The 24,939-nt window shown below is 51.7% G+C and carries 24 protein-coding genes and 1 tRNA gene; 21 read left to right on the top strand and 4 right to left on the bottom strand.

Annotated elements, in window-relative coordinates; genetic code table 11:
• The first annotated feature begins 20 nt into the window (after nt 1–20).
• The 10 genes from I2H39_RS01820 (at nt 21) to I2H39_RS01775 (ending at nt 12,416) form a co-directional block, all read left to right on the top strand.
• On the top strand, nt 21–1,982 hold the full coding sequence (locus I2H39_RS01820; RefSeq protein WP_195625670.1) for a fructose-1,6-bisphosphatase: 1,962 nt from the start codon (nt 21–23) through the stop codon (nt 1,980–1,982).
• Between the two features lie 164 nt (nt 1,983–2,146).
• Entirely contained in the window at nt 2,147–2,995 is an 849-nt protein-coding gene (locus tag I2H39_RS01815; protein ID WP_138310196.1) for a transporter substrate-binding domain-containing protein, read from the top strand.
• Nucleotides 2,996–3,278: 283 nt separating this feature from the next.
• Nucleotides 3,279–3,959: an amino acid ABC transporter permease gene (locus I2H39_RS01810; protein ID WP_002583318.1), complete on the top strand. Its 681-nt coding sequence runs from the start codon at nt 3,279–3,281 to the stop codon at nt 3,957–3,959.
• Complete coding sequence (locus I2H39_RS01805) at nt 3,949–4,680, top strand: amino acid ABC transporter ATP-binding protein (RefSeq protein ID WP_138310195.1); 732 nt, start codon at nt 3,949–3,951, stop codon at nt 4,678–4,680. The genes I2H39_RS01810 and I2H39_RS01805 overlap by 11 nt, the downstream gene beginning before the upstream one ends.
• A 158-nt stretch (nt 4,681–4,838) precedes the next feature.
• Nucleotides 4,839–4,909 (top strand) — tRNA-Gly (locus tag I2H39_RS01800).
• A gap of 203 nt (nt 4,910–5,112) precedes the next feature.
• Entirely contained in the window at nt 5,113–7,032 is a 1,920-nt protein-coding gene (locus I2H39_RS01795; RefSeq protein ID WP_138310194.1) for a DNA gyrase subunit B, read from the top strand.
• A gap of 18 nt (nt 7,033–7,050) precedes the next feature.
• On the top strand, nt 7,051–9,285 hold the full coding sequence (locus I2H39_RS01790; protein ID WP_138310193.1) for a DNA topoisomerase (ATP-hydrolyzing): 2,235 nt from the start codon (nt 7,051–7,053) through the stop codon (nt 9,283–9,285).
• Nucleotides 9,286–9,305: 20 nt separating this feature from the next.
• Complete coding sequence (deoD, locus tag I2H39_RS01785; protein ID WP_195625669.1) at nt 9,306–10,031, top strand: purine-nucleoside phosphorylase; 726 nt, start codon at nt 9,306–9,308, stop codon at nt 10,029–10,031.
• Between the two features lie 187 nt (nt 10,032–10,218).
• A complete protein-coding gene (gene asd, locus I2H39_RS01780; RefSeq protein ID WP_138310191.1) occupies nt 10,219–11,304 on the top strand; it encodes an aspartate-semialdehyde dehydrogenase in 1,086 nt (361 codons plus the stop codon).
• 47 nt (nt 11,305–11,351) lie between these two features.
• Nucleotides 11,352–12,416, top strand: a complete 1,065-nt coding sequence (locus tag I2H39_RS01775) for an aldose epimerase family protein (RefSeq protein ID WP_138310190.1) — start codon at nt 11,352–11,354, stop codon at nt 12,414–12,416.
• On the opposite strand, the gene I2H39_RS01770 is transcribed toward I2H39_RS01775, so the two are convergent.
• A complete protein-coding gene (locus I2H39_RS01770; RefSeq protein ID WP_138310189.1) occupies nt 12,403–12,657 on the bottom strand; it encodes a hypothetical protein in 255 nt (84 codons plus the stop codon). The two genes, I2H39_RS01775 and I2H39_RS01770, sit on opposite strands and share 14 nt — an antisense overlap.
• 204 nt (nt 12,658–12,861) lie before the next feature.
• Between I2H39_RS01770 and I2H39_RS01765 the strand changes: the two genes are divergently transcribed.
• Both I2H39_RS01765 and I2H39_RS01760 read left to right on the top strand, forming a co-directional pair.
• Nucleotides 12,862–14,979 carry a DNA topoisomerase gene (locus I2H39_RS01765; protein ID WP_138310188.1) on the top strand — a complete coding sequence of 706 codons (2,118 nt, stop codon included), beginning with the start codon at nt 12,862–12,864 and terminating at the stop codon, nt 14,977–14,979.
• A 3-nt stretch (nt 14,980–14,982) separates the two neighbouring features.
• Nucleotides 14,983–15,729: a UDP-N-acetylglucosamine pyrophosphorylase gene (locus tag I2H39_RS01760; RefSeq protein WP_138310187.1), complete on the top strand. Its 747-nt coding sequence runs from the start codon at nt 14,983–14,985 to the stop codon at nt 15,727–15,729.
• A gap of 132 nt (nt 15,730–15,861) precedes the next feature.
• Here the strand turns inward: I2H39_RS01760 and upp are convergent, their stop codons facing one another.
• Both upp and I2H39_RS01750 read right to left on the bottom strand, forming a co-directional pair.
• Nucleotides 15,862–16,491, bottom strand: coding sequence for a uracil phosphoribosyltransferase (upp, locus tag I2H39_RS01755; RefSeq protein WP_138310186.1), 630 nt, complete (start codon nt 16,489–16,491; stop codon nt 15,862–15,864).
• A 116-nt stretch (nt 16,492–16,607) separates the two neighbouring features.
• A complete protein-coding gene (locus tag I2H39_RS01750) occupies nt 16,608–17,432 on the bottom strand; it encodes a DUF4163 domain-containing protein (RefSeq protein WP_138310185.1) in 825 nt (274 codons plus the stop codon).
• A 188-nt stretch (nt 17,433–17,620) separates the two neighbouring features.
• Between I2H39_RS01750 and I2H39_RS01745 the strand changes: the two genes are divergently transcribed.
• From I2H39_RS01745 to I2H39_RS01725, 6 genes are all read left to right on the top strand, one after another.
• A complete protein-coding gene (locus tag I2H39_RS01745) occupies nt 17,621–17,845 on the top strand; it encodes a helix-turn-helix transcriptional regulator (RefSeq protein ID WP_138310184.1) in 225 nt (74 codons plus the stop codon).
• A 46-nt stretch (nt 17,846–17,891) separates the two neighbouring features.
• The gene (locus I2H39_RS29430) at nt 17,892–18,023 is read left to right on the top strand and encodes a hypothetical protein (RefSeq protein ID WP_264469627.1); all 132 of its coding nucleotides are present in this window, start codon (nt 17,892–17,894) and stop codon (nt 18,021–18,023) included.
• Nucleotides 17,992–18,486, top strand: a complete 495-nt coding sequence (locus tag I2H39_RS01740; RefSeq protein ID WP_138310183.1) for a macro domain-containing protein — start codon at nt 17,992–17,994, stop codon at nt 18,484–18,486. The genes I2H39_RS29430 and I2H39_RS01740 overlap by 32 nt, the downstream gene beginning before the upstream one ends.
• Before the next feature lie 376 nt (nt 18,487–18,862).
• Complete coding sequence (locus tag I2H39_RS01735) at nt 18,863–19,069, top strand: hypothetical protein (RefSeq protein WP_138310182.1); 207 nt, start codon at nt 18,863–18,865, stop codon at nt 19,067–19,069.
• Nucleotides 19,070–19,098: 29 nt separating this feature from the next.
• The gene (locus tag I2H39_RS01730; RefSeq protein WP_195625668.1) at nt 19,099–19,629 is read left to right on the top strand and encodes an O-acetyl-ADP-ribose deacetylase; all 531 of its coding nucleotides are present in this window, start codon (nt 19,099–19,101) and stop codon (nt 19,627–19,629) included.
• Nucleotides 19,630–19,809: 180 nt separating this feature from the next.
• Nucleotides 19,810–20,886: a 5'-3' exonuclease H3TH domain-containing protein gene (locus I2H39_RS01725; RefSeq protein ID WP_195625667.1), complete on the top strand. Its 1,077-nt coding sequence runs from the start codon at nt 19,810–19,812 to the stop codon at nt 20,884–20,886.
• An 81-nt stretch (nt 20,887–20,967) separates the two neighbouring features.
• On the opposite strand, the gene I2H39_RS01720 is transcribed toward I2H39_RS01725, so the two are convergent.
• On the bottom strand, nt 20,968–21,729 hold the full coding sequence (locus tag I2H39_RS01720) for a GntR family transcriptional regulator (protein ID WP_195625666.1): 762 nt from the start codon (nt 21,727–21,729) through the stop codon (nt 20,968–20,970).
• A 206-nt stretch (nt 21,730–21,935) separates the two neighbouring features.
• On the opposite strand from I2H39_RS01720, the gene I2H39_RS01715 reads away from it, so the two are divergent.
• From I2H39_RS01715 to I2H39_RS01705, 3 genes are read left to right on the top strand one after another with little or no spacing between them, the layout of a single operon-like run.
• Nucleotides 21,936–22,883 (top strand): carbohydrate kinase family protein, encoded by a 948-nt coding sequence (locus I2H39_RS01715; protein WP_138310178.1) that lies wholly within the window; start codon nt 21,936–21,938, stop codon nt 22,881–22,883.
• 15 nt (nt 22,884–22,898) lie between these two features.
• Nucleotides 22,899–23,756: a class II fructose-bisphosphate aldolase gene (locus tag I2H39_RS01710; protein WP_195625665.1), complete on the top strand. Its 858-nt coding sequence runs from the start codon at nt 22,899–22,901 to the stop codon at nt 23,754–23,756.
• A gap of 24 nt (nt 23,757–23,780) precedes the next feature.
• Nucleotides 23,781–24,929: a galactose ABC transporter substrate-binding protein gene (locus I2H39_RS01705; RefSeq protein WP_138310176.1), complete on the top strand. Its 1,149-nt coding sequence runs from the start codon at nt 23,781–23,783 to the stop codon at nt 24,927–24,929.
• The last annotated feature ends 10 nt before the right edge of the window (nt 24,930–24,939 follow it).

Genomic DNA, 24,939 nt, shown 5'->3' with positions numbered 1-24,939 from the left:
AGTATTGAGGGAGGAAAGCAATGAGTGATTTGCAGACAAGGTATCTGGAACGGCTTGCTGAATTGTATCCAACCATAGCGGCCGCTTCCACAGAGGTGATTAATCTGGAGGCAATCTTAAACCTGCCAAAGGGGACGGAACATTTCCTCACGGATATCCACGGTGAGTACGAGGCGTTTTCCCATGTGCTGCGAAACGGTTCGGGAGCTGTACGGCGCAAGGTAAACGATGTGTTCGGAAACACCCTGAGCAGCCAGGACAAGCAGACCCTGGCCACCCTGATTTATTATCCCAGGGAGAAGATGGCCCAGATACTGGAACATGCCAGGAACCGGGAGGACTGGTACAAGATTACCCTGTACCGCCTTATTGAGGTGAGCAAGCGCGCTGCCAGCAAATACACCAGGTCCAAGGTGCGCAAGGCCCTTCCCCAGGAATTTGCCTACGTGATTGAGGAGCTGATTACGGAAAAAGTGGATGTAAGGGATAAGGAGTCCTATTACAATGCCATTATACAGACCATTATCCGGGTGGGCAGGGCAGGAGAGTTCATTGTGGCTCTCTGTGAACTGATTCAGCGCCTTATTGTGGACCATTTACATATTCTGGGGGATATATATGACAGGGGGCCGGGGCCCCACATGATTATGGACAAGCTGATGACCTACCATTCCCTGGATATCCAGTGGGGAAACCACGACGTGCTGTGGATGGGGGCTGCCGCGGGCCAGAAGGGGTGCATTGCCAATGCAATCCGCATCTGCGCCAGATACGGCAACCTGGATATCCTGGAGGACGGATACGGCATCAACCTGCTGCCGCTGGCAACCTTTGCCCTGGATACCTACGGAAATGACCCCTGTGCCTGTTTCCAGCTTAAAGGGGCAAATGCCAGCAGTCCCAGTGAGACGGAACTGAATATCAGGATGCATAAAGCTATATCTGTCATCCAGTTCAAGGTGGAGGGACAGATTATAAAGGAGCACCCGGAATTCTGCCTGGATGACCGTAACATGCTCCACCGCATTGATTTCGGCAAGGGGACAGTCCGGCTGGAAAGCGGCGACCATGAGATGCTTGACTGCCATTTTCCCACCATTGACCCGGCAGACCCTTACAGGCTTACGCCTGAGGAGGGAGCCATCATGGAACGCCTGGCGGCCGCGTTCCAGAACTGTGAAAAGCTTCAGCAGCATATGCGTTTCCTGCTGGCAAAGGGCAGCCTTTACAAAGTATATAACGGCAATCTCCTGTATCACGGCTGCATCCCCTTAAACAAGGACGGCAGCTTTAAAGAGGTGGACATATACGGCCGGAAATATAAAGGAAAGCCCCTCTATGAGTGTCTGGACAGTTATGTGAGGAAGGCGTTTATGGCAGTGGACCCGGTGGAGCGGGCAAAGGGCAGGGATATATGCTGGTATATCTGGCTTCATCAGGACTCCCCCTTGTTCGGCAAGGATAAGATGGCCACCTTTGAGCGCTATTTCCTGGCGGACAAGGAGACCCACAGGGAGGAGAAAAATCCATATTACTGTATGCTGGAGGATGAGAATACAGTGGGCCGCATCCTGGAGGAATTCGGCCTGTCACCCCAGGAAGGACATATTGTCAACGGCCATGTGCCGGTCAAGTCCAAAAATGGGGAGAATCCTGTAAAATGCGGCGGAAAGGTGCTGGTTATTGACGGCGGTTTTTCCAGGGCATACCAGAAGGAGACAGGAATCGCAGGATATACGCTGATTTATAATTCTTACGGCCTGATTCTGGCTGCCCATGAGCCCTTTGAGTCCACGGAGGCTGCAATTGAGAAGGAGAGTGACATACACTCAGAGAGTACCATTGTAAAACGCGTGTCCAGCCGGAAGCTGGTGGGGGATACGGATGTGGGCAAACAGCTCAGGACAAAGATTAAAGACCTGGAAATGCTTTTGGAAGCCTACCACACAGGCGCGATTGTGGAACGCTTTCCTGTGAGATAAAAGGATAGGCACAATTTTTAGATTGTGGCCGTCACAATAAGTTGACTTTGACAAATCTTTGTGATATAGTAATCAGGATGATGCAGGTGCATCACAGGTCAAGGGAGACATGATGTATTAAAGTCGCCCTTATTTTATTTAAATCAATAGAGGAGGAAGTAATTATGAAGAAATTTATGGCGTTATCCATGGCCGCCATCATGGCGTTCACTGTGTCGGGATGCGGCTCCAAGCCGGCAGAGACAACAGCAGCAGGCACCACGGCGGCAGAGACTGCAGCAGAAGCAGATACCACGGCAGCAGACACGGAAGCGGCCGGTGAAACCAGCGCAGCCGCCCCGGGCAAGAAGTATATCATCAATACAGATACCACCTTTGCCCCCTTTGAGTTTGAGAATGAGAAGGGCGAGATGGTAGGTGTTGACCTGGATATCTTACAGGCAATTGCCCAGGACCAGGGATTTGAATATGAGGTGGTTCCGGTGGGATTCTCCGCAGCAGTGACCGCGCTGGAGGCCGGCGAGTGCGACGGCGTGATTGCCGGCATGTCCATCACAGATGAGAGGGTACAGAAATATGATTTTTCAGAACCCTACTATGATTCCGGCGTTGGCATGGCTGTCCTGTCTGATTCCGATATTACCTCCTACGACCAGTTAAAGGACCGTAAGGTGGCTGCCAAGATTGGTACAGAGGGCTGCACCTTTGCAGAGTCCATTGCGGACCAGTATGGTTTTGAGGTAATACAGTATGAGAGCTCATCCGATATGTATCAGGCCGTACTGGCCGGAGAGGCAGCTGCCTGCTTTGAGGATTATCCGGTTATTGGTTATGAGATATCCAGGGGACTGGGACTTACCCTTCCCACACCAATGGAAAAGGGTTCCTCCTATGGTTTCGCAACCTTAAAGGGCGCTAATCCGGAGCTGGTGGAGATGTTCAACAAGGGACTGGAGAACATCAAGGCAAGCGGCAGGTACGACGAGATATTGGATACATATATTGCAAAATAAAGACTGCCGGGCAAAAGCCGTCAGGCAGTGCTGCCAGACGCCGGCTCCTGCGGGTTGCAGGGCCGGCGCCTCAATGCCGGTATTTTTAAGGCGGGTGTTTCAACACCGCCTTATGAATGCCGTCTTTTCAATGCCGGCGGGTTATGGATGAATTTAAAGCAATTACACGAAGGCCATGGCAGGCTTTGCTTAAGTGCTTTAAATTTGGCTATAACATTCCATGTGTGCAAAGCACCTCCCTGGAATGACGCACGTCAACGAATAATCAGAAAAGGATGATAGTATGCAGATAGTAAACATCATAACACAGTATTACCCATCATTTTTTAAGGCCCTGGGAATCACCCTGCAGATGACCGTGATATCGCTGCTCTGCGCAACGGTGCTGGGTGTTATTTTCGGCCTGTTCAAGGTCTCTGACTTTAAGATATTAAAACTCATCGCCGATGTCTATATTGATATCATCCGGGGAACGCCCCTGCTGGTACAGGTCATGATTATGATGTACGGCGTGGGAAGCGTCCTGAAGCCCTATGGTTTCCAGTGGAGCAATATAGGCGGCGCATTTACAGCCGGCTGTGTGGCCCTGAGCCTTAACGCGGGAGCGTATATGGCGGAAATTATCCGCGGAGGCATAGAGGCTGTTGACAAGGGACAGATGGAAGCAGCCAGAAGCCTGGGGCTTTCTTACGGCAAGGCCATGCGCAAGGTAATCCTGCCCCAGGCTTTCCGGACCATGCTGCCCTCCATTATCAACCAGTTCATTATTTCCCTGAAGGACACATCCCTTGTGTCTGTCATCGGCCCCAGGGAGCTGACCCAGAACGGTAAAATCATTGCGGCCAATTCCGCTTCCATGGTCATGCCCATCTGGATTTGCGTGGCCCTGTTTTATCTGGTAGTCTGCACCATTCTGTCCAGAATTGCCAAGTATGTGGAGAGGAGAGTGTCCTATGGAAAATAAGATTTCAGTCCATAACCTGAAAAAGAACTTTGGAAAGCTGGAAGTCCTTAAGGATATCAGCATTGAGATAAGGGAGGGGGAAGTGGTGTGCATGATAGGCCCCTCCGGCTCCGGCAAGAGCACCTTTCTGCGGTGTCTGAACCGCCTGGAGAAGATTACATCCGGCCATGTGGTGGTGGACGGCCATCCCATGTCCGACCCTAACACCAATATCAACAAGGTGCGGGAAAATATCGGAATGGTGTTCCAGCATTTTAACCTGTTCCCGCACCTTACGGTGAGGGAGAATATTACGCTGGCTCCCACGGAGCTTAAAATCATGGGAAAAGAGGAGGCCGGTAAAAAGGCCCTTGAACTGCTGGCCAGGGTGGGTCTGGCGGATAAGGCGGAGGCCTATCCGGGACAGCTCTCCGGCGGACAGAAGCAGAGAGTGGCCATAGCGCGCTCCCTTGCCATGAATCCTGATATTATGCTCTTTGACGAGCCCACATCCGCCCTGGACCCTGAGATGGTAGGGGAGGTGCTGGAGGTCATGAAGCAGCTGGCGGCCGACGGAATGACCATGGTGGTGGTCACCCATGAGATGGGATTTGCCAGGGAAGTGGCGGACCGCGTGGTGTTTATGGATGACGGCTACATTGTGGAGGAAGGCACTCCCGAGGAAGTGTTCGGAAATCCCAGGGAGGAACGGACCAGGAGCTTTCTGGATAAGGTGCTTTAGGCAGCAGACAGGCTGCCCGGTCCCGGCGGACCGGACGGCCTGTTTTTATCCCGGCCTGGGGCCTGAACCGGATTTGTAGAAAATAATGCAGAAAATTTTACAAAAATAAGAAAATACACTTGAATTTTCCAAAATACATGGTATAATATCAGTGTTGTGCAGATGTAGTTCATCGGTAGAACACCAGCTTCCCAAGCTGGGGAGGCGGGTTCGATTCCCGTCATCTGCTTTTAAGGCCTTGCAAGTGTGCAGGGCTTTTTTGTTGTCCCGGGACAGGGTATTCCGGTCTGTAAGTCCGGGATACAGAAGGCGCCGCGGGGTGTATGCGGGAATTTCTCACGGCCGGAACTTGCCAAAACAATTTAAATATGGTTTAATACTATAAGACGAAACATATGTACGCATCTGTACATAGCAATATGGAGGAATAGAATGGCAAAGGAACAATATAATGCGGACAGTATTACGGTGCTGGAAGGGCTGGAGGCGGTCCGTAAGCGTCCTGGTATGTATATAGGAGGCGTGGGCTCCAAGGGGTTAAACCATCTGATTTATGAAATCATAGACAATGCGGTGGATGAGCACCTGGCCGGATTCTGCAGCAGCGTATGGGTGACATTGGAAGCCGACGGTTCCTGTACGGTCCGTGATAACGGCCGCGGCATTCCGGTGGGACTTCACAAGAAGGGCATATCCGCTGCAAGAATCGTACTGTCCACCCTTCATGCAGGCGGTAAATTCGATAACGACGCTTATAAGACCAGCGGAGGACTTCACGGTGTGGGTTCCTCCGTAGTTAATGCTCTTTCAGCCCATATGGACCTTAAGGTTTACAGGGACGGCTGCATCTATCACGATGTGTATGAGAAGGGAAGGCCGGTCATTAAGCTGGAGAACGGGCTCCTCCCTGTGATTGGAAAGACAAGGGAGACTGGTACCTGTATCAATTTCCTGCCTGACGGCGATATATTTGAGAAAACACGTTTCAAGGCGGACTGGCTTAAGAGCCGTCTTCATGAAACCGCATACTTAAACCCCAGCCTGACCCTTTACTATGAGAACAAACGGCCCGGAGAGGGAGAAAAGGTGACCTTCCATGAACCGGAGGGCATCGTTGCCTATGTGCGGGAGCTGAACTCCGGCAAGGCGCCTGTCCATGACCCGATTTACTTCAAGGGAACCGTGGACAAGGTGGAGGTGGAGGCCGCCATCCAGTTTGTGGATACCTTTGAGGAGAACATACTGGGCTTCTGCAACAACATCTTTACCCAGGAGGGCGGCACCCATCTGGCCGGCTTCAAGACTAAATTTACGGCCCTGATTAACAGCTATGCCAGGGAGCTGGGCATTCTGAAGGATAAGGATACCAATTTTACGGGAGCTGATACCAGAAACGGCATGACGGCCGTCATCGCTGTAAAGCATCCTGACCCCATTTTTGAGGGGCAGACCAAGACAAAGCTGGCCAGCGCCGACGCCACCAAGGCCGTGTTCACCGTGACAGGGGATGAGCTGCAGCTTTACTTTGACCGCAATGTGGAGGTGCTAAAGGGGGTTATCGGCTGTGCGGAAAAATCGGCCAAGATTCGCCGGGCCGAGGAAAAGGCCAAGACCAACATGCTGACCAAATCCAGATTTTCCTTTGACAGCAACGGCAAGCTGGCAAACTGCGAGAGCCGGGACGCATCCAGGTGCGAGATATTCATTGTGGAGGGAGATTCCGCCGGCGGCTCCGCCAAGACTGCCAGAAACCGCCAGTACCAGGCCATCCTGCCCATCAGGGGAAAAATCCTCAACGTTGAGAAGGCGTCCATGGATAAGGTTCTTGCCAACGCGGAAATCAAGACCATGATAAATACCTTTGGCTGCGGTTTTTCAGAAGGCTACGGCAATGACTTTGACATCACAAAGCTGCGCTATGACAAAATCATCCTGATGACCGATGCCGATGTGGACGGCAGCCACATCGACACCCTGCTTCTCACCTTCCTCTACCGTTTCATGCCGGAGCTGATTTACGACGGCCATGTGTATATTGCCATGCCGCCCCTGTTCAAGGTGATACCCAAGCGGGGGGAGGAGCAGTATCTGTACGATGAAAAGGAGCTGGAACGCTACCGCAAGACGCATACAGGCGACTTTACGCTGCAGCGCTACAAAGGTCTGGGTGAAATGGACGCAGAACAGCTGTGGGAGACCACCCTGGACCCGGAGCGCCGGGTCCTGAAGCGCGTGGAGATAGAGGATGCCAGAATGGCTACGGAGATAACCGAGATGCTTATGGGCACCGAGGTGGGACCGCGCCGCCAGTTCATTTATGAACATGCGGATGAAGCGGAGATTGACGCATAGACAGGAGACAATTAGAACATGGCTGAAAAGATATTACGGACTGAATACAGTGAGGAAATGCAGAGAAGCTACATGAACTATTCCATGAGCGTCATCACTGCAAGGGCCATCCCCGATGCAAGGGACGGCCTGAAACCGGTGCAGCGCCGGGTCCTCTATGATATGAGGGAGCTCCGCCTGGACCACGATAAGCCCCACAGGAAATCGGCGCGTATCGTGGGCGATACCATGGGTAAGTACCATCCCCACGGCGACAGCTCCATTTACGAGACACTGGTGGTTATGAGCCAGAATTTCAAAAAGGGCATGGCCCTGGTGGACGGACACGGCAACTTCGGCTCCATAGAAGGGGACGGGGCGGCTGCCATGCGTTACACGGAGGCCCGGCTTGAGAAGTTTGCAGAGGAGGTCTACTTAAAAGACCTGGACAAAACCGTGAATTTCGTGCCAAACTACGATGAGACGGAAAAGGAACCGGAGGTGCTTCCGGTCAGGGTTCCCAACCTGCTGATTAACGGGGCCGAGGGCATTGCCGTGGGTATGAGCACAAGTATTCCTCCCCACAACCTGGGGGAGGTGGTGGACGCGGTCCAGGCATACATTGATGACCCCGAGGTGACGACACAGGAGCTGATGGAGCTGATGCCGGGACCGGATTTTCCCACGGGCGGCGTCATTGCCAACAAGAGCGAGCTGCCGCAGATATATGAGACAGGCATGGGGAAAATCAAGCTCAGGGGCAAGTTCGAGGTGGAGCTTGGCAAGCGCAAGGCAGACAAGGATAAACTGGTCATTTCGGAGATTCCCTATACCATGATTGGCGCCGGAATCAATAAATTCCTGGTGGATGTGGCTGACCTGGTGGAGAGCAAGAAGCTTACGGATGTGGTGGATATCTCCAACCAGTCCAACAAGGAAGGTATCCGTATTGTGCTGGAGCTGCGCAAGGACGCGGACATTGACAAGATAAAGAACATCCTCTATAAGAAGACAAAGCTGGAGGATACCTTTGGCGTCAACATGCTGGCCATTGCGGACGGCCGCCCGGAAACCCTGAACCTGAAGGGCATTCTGAGAAATTTCCTCAACTTCCAGTATGAGAACACGGAGCGCAAATACAATGTCCTGCTCCAGAAGGAAATGGACAAAAAGGAAGTCCAGGAAGGTCTCATTACAGCCTGCGACTGCATAGACCTGATTATAGCCATCCTGAGGGGGTCCAAGAACCTGAAGGATGCCAAGGCATGCCTTACCACCGGCGATGTGACCAACATCAGATTCAGGGTTCCCGGCTTTGAGGAGGACGCAAAGAAGCTGGCCTTTACGGAACGCCAGGCCTCCGCTATCCTGGAAATGCGTCTTTATAAGTTAATCGGACTGGAAATCCTGGCCCTGGAAAAGGAGCACAAGGAAACCTTAAAGAAGATTGCCGAGTATAAGAAAATCCTGGGAAGCAGGGCTGAGATGGACCGTGTCATAAAGGAAGACCTGGCTGCCATCAAGGCTGAATTCGCAGCTCCCAGGCGCACACTGATAGAGGACGGACCTGAGGCAGTGTACGATGAGAGCGCTGTGGCTGTTCAGGAGATGGTCTTTGTGATGGACCGCTTCGGATACTGCAAGCTGCTGGACAAATCCACCTATGAGCGGAACCAGGAAACCGTGGACAATGAACAGGTCCATGTGGTGAGATGCCTGAATACGGACAAAATCTGTCTCTTTGCAGCCAGCGGCAGCCTGTACCAGATTAAGGCCATGGACGTGCCGGCCGGCAAGCTCAGGGACAAGGGAACTCCTATTGAAAACCTGAGCAAATTCGACGGCACCAAGGATACCATTGTTTATCTGACCAGCGCCGGGGACATGAAGGGCAGGACATTTATATTCGCCACCAGGATGGCCATGGTCAAACAGGTGCCGGCAGAAGAATTTGAAACCAATAACCGGGTGGTGGCAGCCACCAAGCTCCAGGATGGGGATGAACTGGCGGCCGTCATACCGGTGGAGGGCCAGACCGAGGTGGTGATTCAGACAACGGGAGGCGTGTTCCTGCGGTTTGCCCTGGAGGAGATATCCGTGCTGAAAAAAGCGTCCAGGGGCGTCCGGGGAATCCGGCTGTCCAAGAACGAGGAGCTGGAGAAGCTGTATCTGATTGGTGAGAATCCCATTGTGGATTACAAAGGCAAGGAAGTCCATTTAAACCGTCTGAAACTGGCTAAGAGAGACGGGAAAGGCAGCAAAGTGCGTCTGTAACAGAAAAGGAGGTATAATCCATGTCAGCATCCAACATACCCACGCCCCATATCGGGGCAGGCCAGGGGGAAATCGCCGGGACTATCCTGCTTCCGGGAGACCCCTTGCGGGCAAAGTACATTGCAGAGCATTTCCTGGAGGGCGTGAAACAGTTTAACGGCACCAGGAATATGCTTGGCTACACGGGAACTTATGAAGGCAGGCCGGTATCTGTCATGGGCACGGGAATGGGGTGTCCTTCCATCGGCATCTATTCTTATGAGCTGATTCATTTTTACGGCTGTAAGAACCTGATACGGGTGGGCACGGCAGGCGCCCTGATGCCGGATGTCCATGTGCGGGACATGGTGTTTGCCATGGGAGCCTGCACCACCAGCAATTTTGTCCGTCTTTTTGGCCTGCCGGGGGATTATTCCCCGGTGTGCAGCTACCGCCTGCTGGAGCGGGCCGTGTCAGCGGCAAGGGAGATGGGACTGACATACCATGTGGGCAATGTACTCAGCTCCGATATGTTTTACGCCCCTGCGAAGCAGGCGCAGGGAGGAATGACATGGGCGGACATGGGTGTCCTGGCTGTGGAGATGGAAGCAGCGGCCCTCTATGCCAATGCAGCGGCGGCCGGTGCCAATGCCCTGGCGGTGCTGACCATATCCGACTCCATGGTCACCGGCGAGGCCACCTCTGCCCGGGAGAGGGAGACCAGCTTTACACAGATGATGGAGGTGGCATTGTCCCTGGTACCCTGATGCAGTGGGGATGTTGCATACAAAAAAACGGAAATGTCTTTCTGCTGCGTACAAATGTATTTTTCTAGCGAATAAATCTTGATTTTTTCCGTTGTTTGGTATAGGATAGGGAAAGATTCGCCCCTGCTGTGAATAAATGCGGCAGTTCCGGTGGGCGGGAAAATCAGGATGATGAGGAGAATGATTGATGGAAAAGAAGCTGAAGGTTGGAATATTAGGCGCAACAGGTATGGTAGGGCAGCGTTTCATCGCCCTTTTGGAGAACCATCCGTGGTACGAGGTAGTGACAGTGGCTGCCAGCCCCCGTTCTGCCGGCAAGACCTACGAGGAAGCAGTGGGTGACCGCTGGAAGATGACCACCCCCATGCCGGAAGCTGTCAAAAAGCTGGTTGTGATGAATGTAAATGAGGTGGAGAAGGTGGCGGGAGGCGTTGATTTCGTGTTCAGCGCCGTGGATATGACAAAGGATGAAATCAAGGCCATTGAGGAGGCGTACGCAAAGACAGAGACGCCTGTGGTATCCAATAACAGCGCCCACCGCTGGACGCCGGACGTTCCCATGGTGGTGCCGGAAATCAATCCGGAGCATTTTGACGTGATTCCCTTCCAGAAAAAGAGACTTGGAACAGAGAGGGGATTCATCGCAGTAAAGCCCAACTGTTCCATCCAGAGCTATGCCCCTGTACTGACGGCATGGAAGGAATTTGAGCCATACGAGGTGGTGGCCACTACATACCAGGCTATTTCCGGCGCGGGAAAGACATTTAAGGACTGGCCGGAGATGGAGGGGAATATCATCCCTTACATCGGCGGCGAGGAAGAAAAGAGCGAGCAGGAGCCCCTTCGCCTCTGGGGAACCATAAAAGACGGTGTCATTGTCAAGGCGGAAAGCCCGGTCATCACCTGCCAGTGCGTAAGGGTGCCTGTGCTTAACGGCCACACGGCTGCCGTATTTGTAAAGTTCAGGAATAAGGTGACAAAGGAGCAGCTGATTCAGAAGCTCAGAGAGTTTAAGGGGCTTCCGCAGGAGCTTAAGCTTCCCAGCGCCCCGTCCCGGTTCATCCAGTACCTTGAAGAGGATAACCGTCCGCAGGTAACGGCAGACGTGGACTTTGAGAGAGGCATGGGTATCTCTGTGGGCCGTCTCAGGGAGGATTCTGTATACGACTATAAATTCATCGGCCTGTCCCACAACACGGTAAGGGGAGCCGCAGGCGGCGCCGTACTCTGTGCAGAGCTGCTCACTGCCAGGGGATATATCCAGCCTAAATAGGACGCGGAAGGATTCCGTATCATCATGGAGAAGGAGTGCAGACAATCATGGCAATTGAGAAAAATTCATTCGGGAAAATGCCCGACGGTACAGAAGTTTACAGATACACACTGACCAATAAGAACGGGGTATCCGCATCATTCATCACCCTGGGAGGCGTATGGGTTTCCATGGTGGTGCCTGATAAGGAGGGCACCATGGCGGATGTGGTGCTGGGATACGATGATTTGGACAGCTACCGCAGGAATCCAGCCCACTTCGGGGCGCCCATTGGCCGCAATGCCAACCGAATCGGCGGGGCTGTCATCACCATTGACGGCAGGGATTATAAGCTGGAGGCCAACAATGGTCCCAACAATCTCCACAGCGGACCGGACCTGTACCATGACAGGGTCTGGGACTGCAGTTCCTCTGAGACAGAGGCTGGCAGCAGGCTGGACTTTTATCTGGAGAGCCCGGACGGCGACCAGGGATATCCTGGCAATGCCAGAATTACAGTGAGCTATACCCTGACGGATGAGGACAGCCTTGTACTGGATTATCACATGGTCTGCGATAAGGATACGGTTGCCAATTTCACCAACCACAGCTATTTTAACCTGGCAGGGCATGACAGCGGCCAGGTGATGGAGCAGGAGGTATGGCTCAATGCATCCTGCTATACGCCGGCAGACGAGGTTTCCATTCCAACGGGAGAGATTGCTCCTGTGGCAGGCACTCCCATGGACTTTACTGAGATGAAGGCCATTGGACGGGATATAGGCGCTGATTTTGAGGCCCTTGTATTCGGAAAAGGGTATGACCACAACTGGGTGCTGGATAAGGAAGAAGGAGAGCTGGCCCTGGCGGCAAAGGCCATGGACCCGGCAAGCGGCCGGGTGCTGGAATGCTATACGGATCTGCCCGGAATCCAGTTCTACACAGCTAATTTCCTTCAGGATGAGATGCCGGGGAAGGGCGGAGCACATTATGGCTGCCGCCACGCATTCTGTTTTGAAACCCAGTATTACCCGGACGCAGTCCACAAGCCCCAGTTTCCGTCCCCCTTACTGAAGGCAGGGGACGAGTACAGGACCAGGACCGTGTATAAATTCCTGGCTAAACAGGCGTGATGCTGGTCGCATAGGCCTTGCCGTTAAGGGGCTGATAGATTTCCACAATGGCAAAATGGGGAGTCAGGTCCGGCTGCTCAGGCTCCGCTATGGTCATGAACCGGTAGTTGGTTCCGTTTACCACCTGTTTTGCCACGGCGATGGGCCGGTAGAAGTAATCGGGATGCTCCCCGATTGCATTGTAAAAGATGAATGAATCATATGTGGTGAGATATGGCTGATACTGCCAGCTTCCAGGCATGGAAGTCACCTCCGGAATGTCGTTACAGTAGTTTATGCAGGAAAACCATGAGGGTTCCGCCATAGCCGGCGCTTCATGGTTTTTTTTTGATTGCTACAAAGGGAATTTAATGGTATACTATTAAAATACGCGCTCTGCCGCCGGGAAAATCCGTTGAAGGAACCTGGACCGGAGCGCGTGTGAAGAAAGTAAATGAGGGATTGGATGTCAAAATCATTATACATAGCAGAAAAGCCCAGCGTGGCCCAGCAGTTTGCCGATGCACTTAAGATACGGGGAAGGCGGGGCGACGGGTATATAGAGTCTGACCAGGCAGTTGTGACATGGTGCGTGGGACATCTGGTGACCATGAGTTATCCGGAGGCCTATGACATGAAGTTTAAGCGCTGGAGCCTGCAGACACTGCCATTCCTTCCAAAGGAATTCAAGTACGAAGTCATAGACAATGTATCCAAGCAGTTTGAAACCGTCAAGGGACTTTTGAACCGGGCTGATATTGATACCATCTATGTCTGCACGGACTCGGGGCGCGAGGGAGAGTACATATACCGCCTGGTGGCCCAGATGGCCGGGGTAAAGGATAAGAAACAGAAGCGGGTGTGGATTGACTCCCAGACAGAGGAAGAGATACTCAGGGGAATCCGTGAGGCCAAGGATGAAACAGAGTATGACAATCTGTCCGCCTCCGCCTACTTAAGGGCAAAAGAGGACTACCTTATGGGAATCAACTTTTCCAGGGTGCTGACCCTTAAATATGGCCCGGCCCTGTCAAATTACCTGGGAACCAGGTTCACGGTCCTGTCCGTGGGCAGAGTCATGACCTGTGTCATGGGAATGGTGGTGCGCAGGGAACGGGAGATACGCAGTTTTGTGAAAACTCCCTTTTACAGGGTCATGGGTTCCTTTGAGGCGGCAGGCAGGGACGGCCAGCCGGTTCCCTTTGAGGCGGAGTGGAAGGCAGTGGAAGGCTCCCGCTATTTCGGAACCCCTTATCTGTACAAGGACAACGGCTTTAAGGACAGGCAGCAGGCAGAGGAGCTGGCCGCTTTCCTGACGGCGGAGCCGCCTCTCACAGCCACCGTGCTCTCCAAGGAGAAGAAAAAGGAAACAAAGAACCCGCCTCTTCTCTACAACCTGGCGGAGCTTCAGAACGACTGTTCCAAGATGTTTAAAATCAGCCCGGATGAGACGCTTAAGGTGGTCCAGGAGCTGTATGAGAAGAAGATGGTCACTTACCCCAGAACCGATGCCAGGGTTCTGTCCACAGCTGTTTCCAAGGAGATTCAGAAGAACATCGGCGGCCTTAAGAATTATGCCCCCATGGCGGCATTTGCGGATGAGGTGCTGAACCTGGGCTCATATAAGGGGATTGCCAAGACCCGTTATGTCAATGACAAGCAGATAACGGACCACTATGCCATTGTGCCCACCGGACAGGGGCTGGGGAACCTGCGGGGGCTGACGCCTCTTTCTGAAAAGGTATTTCAGGTTATATGCAGAAGGTTTTTAAGCATATTTTATCCTCCGGCCATATACCAGAAGTACAGTCTGGAGCTGGAACGGCAGAAGGAACATTTCTTTGCCAATTTCAAGGTTTTGTCAGAGCCCGGCTATCTCAAGGTGGCGGATGTGAACCTGGCAAAGAAGAACGGGGTGGAGGAATCCTTTGATGAGTCCCGGGAAGATGCCAAAGACGGGGCAGAGGAAGGAAAAACAGCAGACGAGGATAAAAACCGGGGCCAGGAAGGCGCCGGAAACGCTGTTTCTCCAAAAGTTGACAGGACAGTATTGCTCCAGATGCTTGCAGAATTGAAAAAAAATGATATACTTACTTTGGTGGAGCTGAACATAAAGGAGGGCGAGACATCGCCTCCCAAGCGCTATACCTCCGGTTCCATGATTCTGGCCATGGAAAATGCAGGCCAGCTCATAGAGGACGAGGAGCTGCGGGCCCAGATAAAGGGCAGCGGCATTGGTACCAGTGCTACCAGGGCAGAGATACTTAAGAAGCTGTTTAACATCAAGTATCTGAACCTGAACAAGAAAACCCAGGTCATCACCCCATCCCTTTTGGGTGAGATGGTATACGACGTGGTGGACCAGTCTATCCGGCAGCTTCTGAATCCGGAGCTGACAGCCAGCTGGGAGAAGGGACTCACCTATGTTGCGGAGGGGTCCATAACATCAGATGAATATATGGAAAAGCTGAATCGTTTTGTTGCCGGCAGGACAGTCAATGTCATCCGCATGAATAACCAATATAACATGAGAGGTTATTTTGACGCGGCAGCCGCATTCTATAAAACAAAAAAGGAGAATTAATTTATGAAACTGGAACAGATGAAAATCAAAGAACTTTTAGACACAAGCCATACAATCGCTGAAAAGCTGTTTGAGGGCCATGAGTATCCATGGGAAGTTCTGGGTGACATCAGTGGGTTCATCGAGAGTCTGGGCGCCAGCCTTCCGGAGAACGAATACAAGAAGATTGGAAAGAATATCTGGATTCACAAGACAGCTCAGATGGCTCCCACCACTGCCATGGGCGGTCCTATGATTATCGGGCCAAAGGTACAGATACGAAACGGAGCCTTTTTAAGGGGCAGCGTTATCCTCGGCCAGCACGTTGTCATCGGTAATTCCTGTGAAATCAAGAATTCCATCATCTTTGACGAGGCACAGGTCCCCCACTTCAACTATGTGGGCGATTCCATCCTGGGATATAAGGCTCATATGGGCGCAGGCGCAGTGACTTCCAATGTGAAGGCTGACAAGGGGCTTGTAAAGGTCCATGCTGAGGATGGGGATGTGGAGACAGGGCGTAAGAAATTCGGCGCCATCCTGGGCGACCATGCTGAGATTGGCTGCAACAGCGTGCTGAATCCCGGAACTGTCATTGGACGTAATTCCAATGTATACCCGCTGTCCAGCGTAAGGGGCTGTGTTCCGTCTGATTCCATTTATAAGGGCCAGGGCAACATTGCTGTGAAAGAGGCCAGGGAAGTGGAAGCAGAGCCGGAAGTTACCGAGGCGCCTGAGAAGGGAAAAGGCGGGCTTAAGGTAGTAAAATAGACCGGGCGGAAGAGACGGAATCCTAAGACTCAGCAGAAAATCCGACAATAACAATAAGCGGTAAATAGCAGAAAGCCGGACGAAGTGATTGCAGCGTCCGGCTTTCTGTTATTTTTGTTCCGAAGATACCTGCTATTTTGTTCCGAAGATACGGTCCCCGGCATCTCCCAGCCCGGGACAGATATAAGCGTTTTCATTCAGGCAGCGGTCCAGATGTCCCACGTAAATCTGCACGTCGGGATGAGCGTCATGGAGACGCTTAAGGCCTTCCGGAGCAGCTATGATAGCCATGAACTTGATTTTCTTTCCGCCGTGCTCCTTGATGAAGTCAACGGCAGCAACGCCGGAGCCGCCGGTTGCCAGCATTGGGTCTGTGACAATGATGGTGCGCTCCTCAATGGGGTTGGGAAGCTTGCAGTAATATTCGTGAGGTTCATGGGTTACCTCGTCCCTGTATAAACCGATATGACCTACCTTTGCACTGGGAACCAGGGCCAGTATGCCGTTCACCATGCCAAGTCCCGCCCTGAGAATCGGAACCACGGCCAGCTTGCGGCCGGCAATCATGGGAGTCATGCATGTCTCGATGGGAGTCTCCACCTCCACATCCTCCAGAGGAAGATCACGGAGGGCCTCATAGCCCATCAGCATGGCAATCTCCTCAATGAGGGCACGGAACTCGTTGGTTCCTGTGGCTTTATTGCGCAGAATGGAAATCTTGTGCTGAATCAAAGGGTGGTCAAATACCATTACGTTATCCATAAGTTTTGCTGCTCCTTTATCTATTAGAATTAATGATAATTATATATCAAATATCTTATGATATCAACCCCGGGGCTTGTCTTTAAATACGCACAAGACAAATCCCGTCAAAGGGACTATTTTGTAGCTGGGTCAAATGCCACCAGTACGTAGTCTCCCAGGGCATGGGGCACAGGCAGGGAAAAGTAGATGGTTCCCTGTTTTTCATAGCTGAAGGATTCAGGCCACTGGGATTCTGAGGACAGGGGGAAATCCGCGCTGTTAAAGACAGCTGTCAGGGAATCCAAATCCAGGGAAGAGCGGTAGCTCAGGACCTCGGCCTCCACATCAGAGGAAATGCCTGAGAACTTCACGTCGTCGCTGAGCACATAGCCGGCCATGGTGTAGGCATCGGTAAAATCATCCAGTCCCAGGTTCTGGACCTGGAGCAGGTTGACTGTGTTGGAATAGAACATATTGACCGGATGGGCAGCACCTTTTGCAGTCAGAAGGCCGGTGTAAGTGGCGGTGAGACGCTTGCGGTCCGCGGAAATCACCTTGCACTTGATGTCCAGGGTATCGCTGGCCTCGTCAATGTCATTGGCTTTTATGACTGACAGGGCGTTTGCTTTTAATAATTCATTAATCCTGTCCTTTTTTGAGGCGTCATCCATCTGGTCCACCACAGGATACTGGATGGTTACCTTTCCGGATGTATAGGTCTCAATGGATGCGGAAACACTGGAAACAGCGCCTTCCTGGTTTTCCTGGGACTCCTCTGTCTCAGGAGCCTGGGTGGCGGGGGGAAGGGTTTCCGTGGGAGCTTCCGTGGGAGCCTCCGTGTGTATGGTGGAAAGGTCTGCCTTTTCCGGCGTTTTGCTGAGTAGGAGACCGATGGCAACGCCGCCAATGACAACAGCAGCGCCAATGGCTCCTATTAAAATTTTCTTGTTTGTATCCATAATAAATCCTCCTTTGTATTCCGGGCAGCACCCGGATTGTAATTATTATACATGATATTCATGGACGGAGTTTGAAGAAATACTTACAAATTATTGAAGGACTTTTGTGCATATTTTCATTTACAATTTTCCTCTCAGCATTTATGATAGATTCGACACAACTTTTTACTGGAATTGGGGGATGGAATGTGGTACAGGACAGGATTGACTTGAAAAATCTGTTTGCGGAAATCAGACGCAAGGGCAGCACCAGCCAGGTATCCAGGGAGCTGGATGTATCTATGGGAAATATCAGCGACTGGAAAAACGGAAGGAGCGTGCCCAATGCGGTTTCGCTGGTAAAGCTGGCGGACTACTTCGGCTGTTCCGTGGACTACCTGCTGGGCAGGACGGAAAAGCGGGACATGTCATGAACCGGCGGGCTATGGACAGGGAGGATATGCCCAGGCGGACAGTATTATGGAAGAAATTGTGCGTTTTTTGGAGGAAAATACAGAAGCGGAAATCGTGGATGTGGAGAGAGAAATACGATGGAAAACAACGGACAGAGGAGGAACATATGATTCAGTATTACAATGGCAGCATATTTGATTCAAAGGCAGACATCCTGTGCCATCAGGTGAACTGCCAGGGCGCATTCGGCTATGGCATCGCTGGACAGGTAAAAAAGCTGTTTCCTGAGGTGGAGAAAACCTATAAGAGGATTACAAAGCAGTGGATTGAAAAAGAACACGGGGACACGTCCAGACTGCTGGGAAGGGTATCTGCCCAGCCGGTGGAAAAGGACGGACGCTGGTTCCTCATTGGAAATCTGTACGGGCAGAATGATTACGGCAGGAAAAAAATGGTCTATACCGATTATGATGCATTGGAAAAGGCCATGGGGGAAATCCGGAATTTTCTGGAAGCCAGGGACAAAAACGAGACAGTGGCGTTTCCCTACAAAATAGGATGCGGCAGTGCAGGCGGCGACTGGAATATTGTGGAGGATATCATTAAGCGTACGTTTGAGGGGTATTCAGGTGAGGTGCAAATCTGGAAATACGAAGAATAACGGGCCGTGATTTGAAGGAAGAAACCTTCGGCAAAGATTCGGGTAAGAATTCTTTTTGGGGGGAGCCCGGCGCTTCCACAACATGGGGCTGTGGAAGCTGCCGGGCTAGCGTCATTTCTGACCTGATGTGAATATACCATAGTTCAGGATGAATTGCAACGGAAGTCAGCGAAATGTAATGAAGCGTAATGTTTCTTACAAAAAGCTGACTTTTTTCAATGGAATGATTAATCTTTACCATAGGTAAAACGAAAGATTTTCATGATTTCACAGGAATCAAATGGCTGCCAGCAGGAATATTCTGGAAAATGCATGCATATATTATTAGGCCGGCATTTTTAACAGAGGGTTGAAAAAGGCAGAAAGAAGGTGAATCATGACACATTTAGAGCTGGTGGCGGAAATCGGCAGCGGACCCATGGAAATTGTAAAATTGTATCTCAAAGGCCTGCTTTCCTTTGCTGAACTGGAGAACATCCTGGGCAGAGATAAGGCTTGTCTGGTCCATACCTTTGCGGCTGACAGCGGGGCAGGAAAAATCGGGGAATTACTGCTGTCAGGACTGAGGGGTTATATGGTATAATTAAAAAAAGGTATCAGAGGAGGCCAGCCATGAAGAATGAAAAAAGCACAGTCATAGGTACTGTATTAGGTGATATAACGAAGATAACCGGAATGGATGCAATCGTAAATGCGGCCAACTCATCCCTCCTTGGAGGAGGAGGGGTGGACGGGGCCATCCACAGGGCCGCGGGAAAGGAACTGCTGCATGAGTGCAGGCTGCTAGGCGGCTGTAAGACAGGACAGGCCAGGCTTACAAAGGCTTACAATCTGGACTGCAGGTACATCATCCACACGGTTGGCCCTGTGTGGAACGGAGGGGAGCACAATGAGCAGGAAATGCTTGCCTCCTGTTACCGCAATTCCCTTTTGCTGGCAGTGGAACACGGGGTGAAGCGGATTGCGTTTCCCTCTGTCTCCACCGGCATATACCACTTCCCGGTGGAGCTGGCAGCCAAAACCGCCATTGGGACAGCCAGGGAATTTACAGAAGGGCATCCGGGTGAGCTGGAAGAGATTCTGTGGGTTCTCTTTGACGCCAGGACAAAACTGGTGTATGATACAGTCTTGAGGAAGCTGTGACTTCCGGGTAAAATCATGTCTCCGGGAGGAGGAGCCATATGGGACAGATGGAACGGATGATTGTGCTGGTATTCATTGTAGCCGCCCTGCTGTTTGCAGGAATCTGGGACAGGCATCACCGCAGATAAGGATGGAGAACCCGCGCAATGACAGAATACGCAAGAAAGAGATGGAATCAGGATGTCAGAAAGAAAATTCGTGATTGTTGACGGCTCATCCCTGCTGTCAACCTGTTATTATGCAGTACTGCCCAGGGAAATTATGTTTGCCAAGACCGACGAGGAGAAGGAAAAGCATTACGGGAAAATCCTTCACGCATCGGACGGGACCTACACCAACGGCATCATGGGGGTGCTGAAGGCCGTGGCGTCCCTGCTGAAAAAGCAGCAGCCGGCCTACATGGCTTTTGTGTTTGACAAGACAAGGGATACCTTCCGCAGGGAGCTGTATCCTGAGTATAAGGGCACCAGAAGCAGGACTCCGGAGCCCCTTAAGCAGCAGTTTGTGCTGATGGAGCGGATTTTGGAGGAGGCGGGCTTTAAGGTGCTCTACAGCGACCGGTATGAGGCGGATGATTACGCCGGAAGCCTTGTCTATAAATTCAGGGAGCAGGTACCTGTGGTGGTGATGACCAAGGACCATGACTACCTGCAGCTGGTAAACGACGCGTACAATGTAAGGGCCTGGATGGTCCAGGCCAGGCAGGAGAAGGCGGAGGAGCTTTACGGAAAATATTACGGGCTTTACGGTCTGGATAAAACGTCGGTAAACCTGCCGGAAAAAACCTTTGAGTTTACGGCGGAAACCGTGTACTCCGAGGAGGGAGTGTGGCCAGAGCAGATTACGGACCTGAAGGGAATACAGGGCGACACCTCCGACAACATTCCGGGAGTCAGGGGCGTTGCCAGCGCAGCCCCTCTTTTGCTGGGTGAATACGGCACCGTGGAGAACATTTACCAGGTGATACATGAGGCGGAGCAGGACAAAAAGGAGCTGAAGGAGCTGCAGGACTTCTGGAAGAACAGCCTGGGAATCAGCCGTTCTCCCTACAAATCCCTGACTAAAACAGGTGAGGAAGGGGAACTGTGCGGGGAAGCGGCCGCAAGGCTGTCAAAGGAATTGGCCACCATCAAGACAGACATACCCCTTGACCATGATTTGGAGGATTTTTCCGTGTCATTCTATAAGGAGGATGTACTGAAGGAGTGGTGCAGGAAGCTGGATATTAAGACAGCTTCTGTGTTTGGGAAAAATTAAGATATGGGAACCGCAGCAGCGGGGCCGGATGATGTTATTCCGGTCCCGCTGCTTTTTTGCGCGGGTATATGACGGATTGTATTATGAACGGGGGTATTTGGGGCTTTCGTTGATTTCAAACTTATTCATATCCCCGCGGTAATGGGCATAGGCATAGTCGATTATGGTTCCGTCGCTGGTGGTGGAAATATTATTGAAGCAGAGCATGGGGCTGCCTGGTTTTACTTCCAGCAGCTTGACATCCTCAGGCGTGGCTGTCTCGGCGGAGACAATGGTACGGGTATTGTCAATGCAGGTTTCGGGCCGGGACATGAAGAGATTGTATAGAGATACGTCCTTAAAGTCATGACTCAGTACAAAGTGGCAGAGGCTGTAGGGAAGATAATTCTGAATCGTCACCACAGGCGTTGAATCCGCAAAGCGCCGTCTGAACAGGGATATAACCTTCTCATTGGCCCCAAGGCGGAGAAGTCCCCTGATTCGGTCGTCCGGCGTCATGACGGACATATCTAACAGCTCCGTGTGCGGGGTCTTGCCCAGTTCCTGGATTTGCTGGTGGAAGGGTTCAAAGGACTTGATGAAGCTGGTCTTTTTATTGGGTTCCGTAACAAAGGTGCCTTTGCTCGTCTTTCTGACCAGGTAGCCCTCATTTACCAGTTCGGAAATCGCCTGACGCACCGTAAAACGGCTGATGCTGTAATGGTTCATGATTTCCATCTCAGTGGGGATGGTATCCCCGGTTTTCAGATTGCCGTTTTCAATATCTGTTTTGATGATATTTTTCAGCTGGTAATAAAGGGGAATGGGCACATCCTTATTTATTTCTTTCGTGAACATAGTCATAATTTAAAATCCTTTCAGCTTTAGATGCATATGTATGTACAAACGAAACATCAATTATATTGTAAAGCATGTTGTGAAAAATGCAAGAGAAAATTTGAAAAAATAACATTTTATCATAATTTTGCCACAAGTACTTGACAAACATATCACATTGTGCAATTATATGTATGTACGGACATATGGATGAAGGAGGGGTGGTTTAAAAGGTGGTACTTAGTTTTGGAATGATGGTGTGCGATACCCTTTTAAGACCCGTGGACCGGGATGTCTTAAGCAGAGACTGCACCATGATAGAAAAGCCGGTGCAGGCCTGCGGCGGGGATGCTCTCAATACAGCTATTGGTTTATCGCGCCTGGGCATTCCTGTTACAATGGCGGGGCGGGTGGGAGATGACCTGAACGGAAGGTTCATTCTGGACCAATGCAGAACCCTGGGAATTGATGTTTCCCATGTGGTGACTGACCCGGTTCATGCGACTGCTTCCAGTTTTGCCCTGATTGAGGAAAACGGGGAACGGCATTTTCTGTCGGATGTATCCATTTTTGACGAGGTGGATGACAGGGACCTGCCGGAGGAAGCCATGGAAAATGCAGATATTGTTTACATTGGCTCTGCATGCAGTTTTAACCGGATGAACCAGGGCGGTCTTGCCAGAATCCTTAAAAGGGCCAGGAACCAGGGCAGTATGACGGTTATGGATGCGGCCTTTAACCAGCGGGCATCCTGCTGCCGCTGGATGGATATGTTTAAGGAAGTCCTGCCCTATACGGATATTTTTTTCCCAAGCTACGAGGAGGCGTCGGCCATAACCGGATGCAGGGAGATACCGGAAATCCGCAGGGCCTTAAAACCTCTGGGGCTCAGATATTTTGGAATAAAGCTGGGTGCAAAGGGATGCTATGCCACGGATTTTACCAGTGAGCAATACATAGAGTGCCCCCGGGGAATCCGGGCCGTGGACACCACGGGGGCAGGTGATTCCTTTATGGCCGGACTGGTGGCAGGCATGATTAACGGACTTACATTTTTTGAAAGCGCGGCACTGGGAAGCTCGGTTGCCTCCCACAGCGTCCAGCACATGGGGGCGGCAAACGGCATCCTGCCCTATAAAGAAGAGTTGTATTTATACAATCATCATAAAAATCATAAATAAAGGAGAAAAAAGAGTATGAAATTATCACCGATGAAAGACATTTTGCAGATGGCTGAGGAGAGAAACATTGCCTACGGCGCCTATGTGACTGTTTCCTATGAAACTGCCCTGGCAGCAATTGAAGCAGGGACCCAGCTGGATATTCCGGTTATCTTTATCACGGGTACGGACTGCTGTGATTTGATGGGAGGTTTTGAGGGAACCGTGGAAACCGTCAGAAGGGCCATGAAGGCAGCTGACTGCAAAGTCCCTGTTGCCCTTCACCTGGACCACTGCCGTACATATGATGAATGCGTACAGGCCATACAGGCCGGATATTCCTCTGTCATGATAGACGGTTCCTCCCTGCCCTTTGAGGAAAATGTGGCTCTGACCAAAAAAGTGGCGGATTACGCCCACTGTTACGGCATCACAGTGGAAGGCGAGCTGGGCAAGCTGGTGGGAGAAGAAGGAAACTTCAAGGTGGAAGGCGACCCTGAATCCGCCCAGACAGACCCGGACCAGGCAAAGGAATTCGTGGAGCGCACGGGCATTGACTGCATTGCTGTCAGCATCGGGACACAGCACGGTGTGTATGTGGCGGCTCCACACCTGAACATTGAACGGCTTAAGAAAATCCATGATGCAGTGGATGTCCCCATTGTGCTTCACGGCGGCTCAGGCACTCCTAAGGAGCAGGTACAGGAAGCCATCAGGAACGGCATCAGGAAAATCAACATTGCTACGGATGTACTGATTGCAGTTGCCAATTCCTTTGGGGATATGAAGCAGAAGCCGGACTTTAAGTACAACACAGGCATGTTTGTAAATTCCCAGGCCTGCGCCAGGGAGTTCATTAAGGGGAAAATGAGAGAATTTGCACTGATGGATTAATCTATTAAAAGGAGAAGATAACTTATGAAAAAAAGTATGAACAGAATCGTATGTGGGATGACAGCAGCAGTGATGATGGGAACATTGACAGCCTGTTTTGGAGGTCAGGGGGAGACACAGCCAGCGCCGCCGGCAGGCAGTGAAACAGCCAGGGATGCAGAGAGCGCCGGACAGCAGGGGGAGGTCCGGGAGGATATGAAGGCCACCGTTATCTGGAGAGCTTTTGACGACCAGTTCCAGAGCGGATTCCGCATCATCATGCAGAACGAGGCCGAGAAGCTGGGCGGTATTACCCTTGATATGCAGGATGCTGCAAATGACGTATCCACGGCCAATTCCAAATTAGAGGTGGCCCTGAGCAAGAAAACGGATGTGGTTGCCATATGCGCGCCTGACAGGGAGAGCATTGAGAACATGATGAAGAAATGCGACGCAGACGGCGTGCCGGCCGTATTCTTCAACATGGAGCCAATGGAAGATACCATGAAACGGTACGACAACATCTGCTATGTGGGCGCCCAGGCCAAGCAGTCAGGTGAAATGTGCGCCCAGGCGCTGATTAACTACTGGAACAGCAAAAAGGACATTGCGGATAAAAACGGGGACGGCAAGCTTCAGCTGGTTATCCTGCAGGGGGAAATCGGCCAGCAGGACGTTACCCTGCGTACCGATGCCTATAAAGAAACCCTGGAAAAGAACGGGATTGAATACGAGATTCTGGCCTGCGATACAGCCAACTGGGACCAGGCCCAGGCGCTGGATAAGATGAACGCATGGATTACGGCCTACGGAATCGACGGAATTGAAGGCGTTCTCTGCAACAACGATTCCATGGCCATGGGCGCGGTGCAGGCTTGCATCAACAACGGCTACAATTCAGGGGATGCCGGAAAATTTGTTCCAATTGTAGGAATCGACGCAAATATTGACGCCCTGGAGGCAATGAAGGCAGGTTCCCTTCTGGGCACTGTGCTGAATGACAGGAAGAGCCAGTCCGACGCCATTATCAATGTAATCAAGGCAGTGCATGCAGGAACGGAAATCACGGAGGACGTGGTTGGCGTGGACTGCACGGTTGACGGGAAGTATGTATGGGTGCCCTACGTGATTGTTGATGAAAGCAATTTAAGCGCAACCCTGGAGGACATGCTGGCAGTGGCCCAGTCCGAATAAGGAACCTGGA

The organism is Clostridium sp. 1001283B150225_161107_B6, assembly GCF_015556325.1.
In the GTDB taxonomy this organism is placed as follows: domain Bacteria; phylum Bacillota; class Clostridia; order Lachnospirales; family Lachnospiraceae; genus Enterocloster.
The sequence above is the reverse complement of the archived record's forward strand: the minus strand, read 5'-3'. Positions and strand labels throughout refer to the sequence as shown.

Excerpts from the sequence above, each read along its gene's own strand:
- I2H39_RS01810 (WP_002583318.1), top strand. The coding sequence starts at position 3,279 with ATGCAGATAGTAAACATCATAACACAGTATTACCCATCATTTTTTAAG.
- I2H39_RS01820 (WP_195625670.1), top strand. The coding sequence starts at position 21 with ATGAGTGATTTGCAGACAAGGTATCTGGAACGGCTTGCTGAATTGTAT.
- asd (WP_138310191.1), top strand. The coding sequence starts at position 10,219 with ATGGAAAAGAAGCTGAAGGTTGGAATATTAGGCGCAACAGGTATGGTA.
- upp (WP_138310186.1), bottom strand. The coding sequence starts at position 16,491 with ATGGATAACGTAATGGTATTTGACCACCCTTTGATTCAGCACAAGATT.
- I2H39_RS01710 (WP_195625665.1), top strand. The coding sequence starts at position 22,899 with ATGAAATTATCACCGATGAAAGACATTTTGCAGATGGCTGAGGAGAGA.
- I2H39_RS01805 (WP_138310195.1), top strand. The coding sequence starts at position 3,949 with ATGGAAAATAAGATTTCAGTCCATAACCTGAAAAAGAACTTTGGAAAG.
- I2H39_RS01765 (WP_138310188.1), top strand. The coding sequence starts at position 12,862 with ATGTCAAAATCATTATACATAGCAGAAAAGCCCAGCGTGGCCCAGCAG.
- I2H39_RS01750 (WP_138310185.1), bottom strand. The coding sequence starts at position 17,432 with ATGGATACAAACAAGAAAATTTTAATAGGAGCCATTGGCGCTGCTGTT.
- I2H39_RS01760 (WP_138310187.1), top strand. The coding sequence starts at position 14,983 with ATGAAACTGGAACAGATGAAAATCAAAGAACTTTTAGACACAAGCCAT.
- I2H39_RS01775 (WP_138310190.1), top strand. The coding sequence starts at position 11,352 with ATGGCAATTGAGAAAAATTCATTCGGGAAAATGCCCGACGGTACAGAA.
- I2H39_RS01735 (WP_138310182.1), top strand. The coding sequence starts at position 18,863 with ATGACACATTTAGAGCTGGTGGCGGAAATCGGCAGCGGACCCATGGAA.
- I2H39_RS01795 (WP_138310194.1), top strand. The coding sequence starts at position 5,113 with ATGGCAAAGGAACAATATAATGCGGACAGTATTACGGTGCTGGAAGGG.
- I2H39_RS01815 (WP_138310196.1), top strand. The coding sequence starts at position 2,147 with ATGAAGAAATTTATGGCGTTATCCATGGCCGCCATCATGGCGTTCACT.
- I2H39_RS01725 (WP_195625667.1), top strand. The coding sequence starts at position 19,810 with ATGTCAGAAAGAAAATTCGTGATTGTTGACGGCTCATCCCTGCTGTCA.
- I2H39_RS01705 (WP_138310176.1), top strand. The coding sequence starts at position 23,781 with ATGAAAAAAAGTATGAACAGAATCGTATGTGGGATGACAGCAGCAGTG.
- I2H39_RS01730 (WP_195625668.1), top strand. The coding sequence starts at position 19,099 with ATGAAGAATGAAAAAAGCACAGTCATAGGTACTGTATTAGGTGATATA.
- I2H39_RS29430 (WP_264469627.1), top strand. The coding sequence starts at position 17,892 with ATGGAAGAAATTGTGCGTTTTTTGGAGGAAAATACAGAAGCGGAAATC.
- I2H39_RS01720 (WP_195625666.1), bottom strand. The coding sequence starts at position 21,729 with ATGACTATGTTCACGAAAGAAATAAATAAGGATGTGCCCATTCCCCTT.
- deoD (WP_195625669.1), top strand. The coding sequence starts at position 9,306 with ATGTCAGCATCCAACATACCCACGCCCCATATCGGGGCAGGCCAGGGG.
- I2H39_RS01740 (WP_138310183.1), top strand. The coding sequence starts at position 17,992 with ATGATTCAGTATTACAATGGCAGCATATTTGATTCAAAGGCAGACATC.
- I2H39_RS01790 (WP_138310193.1), top strand. The coding sequence starts at position 7,051 with ATGGCTGAAAAGATATTACGGACTGAATACAGTGAGGAAATGCAGAGA.
- I2H39_RS01770 (WP_138310189.1), bottom strand. The coding sequence starts at position 12,657 with ATGCCTGGAAGCTGGCAGTATCAGCCATATCTCACCACATATGATTCA.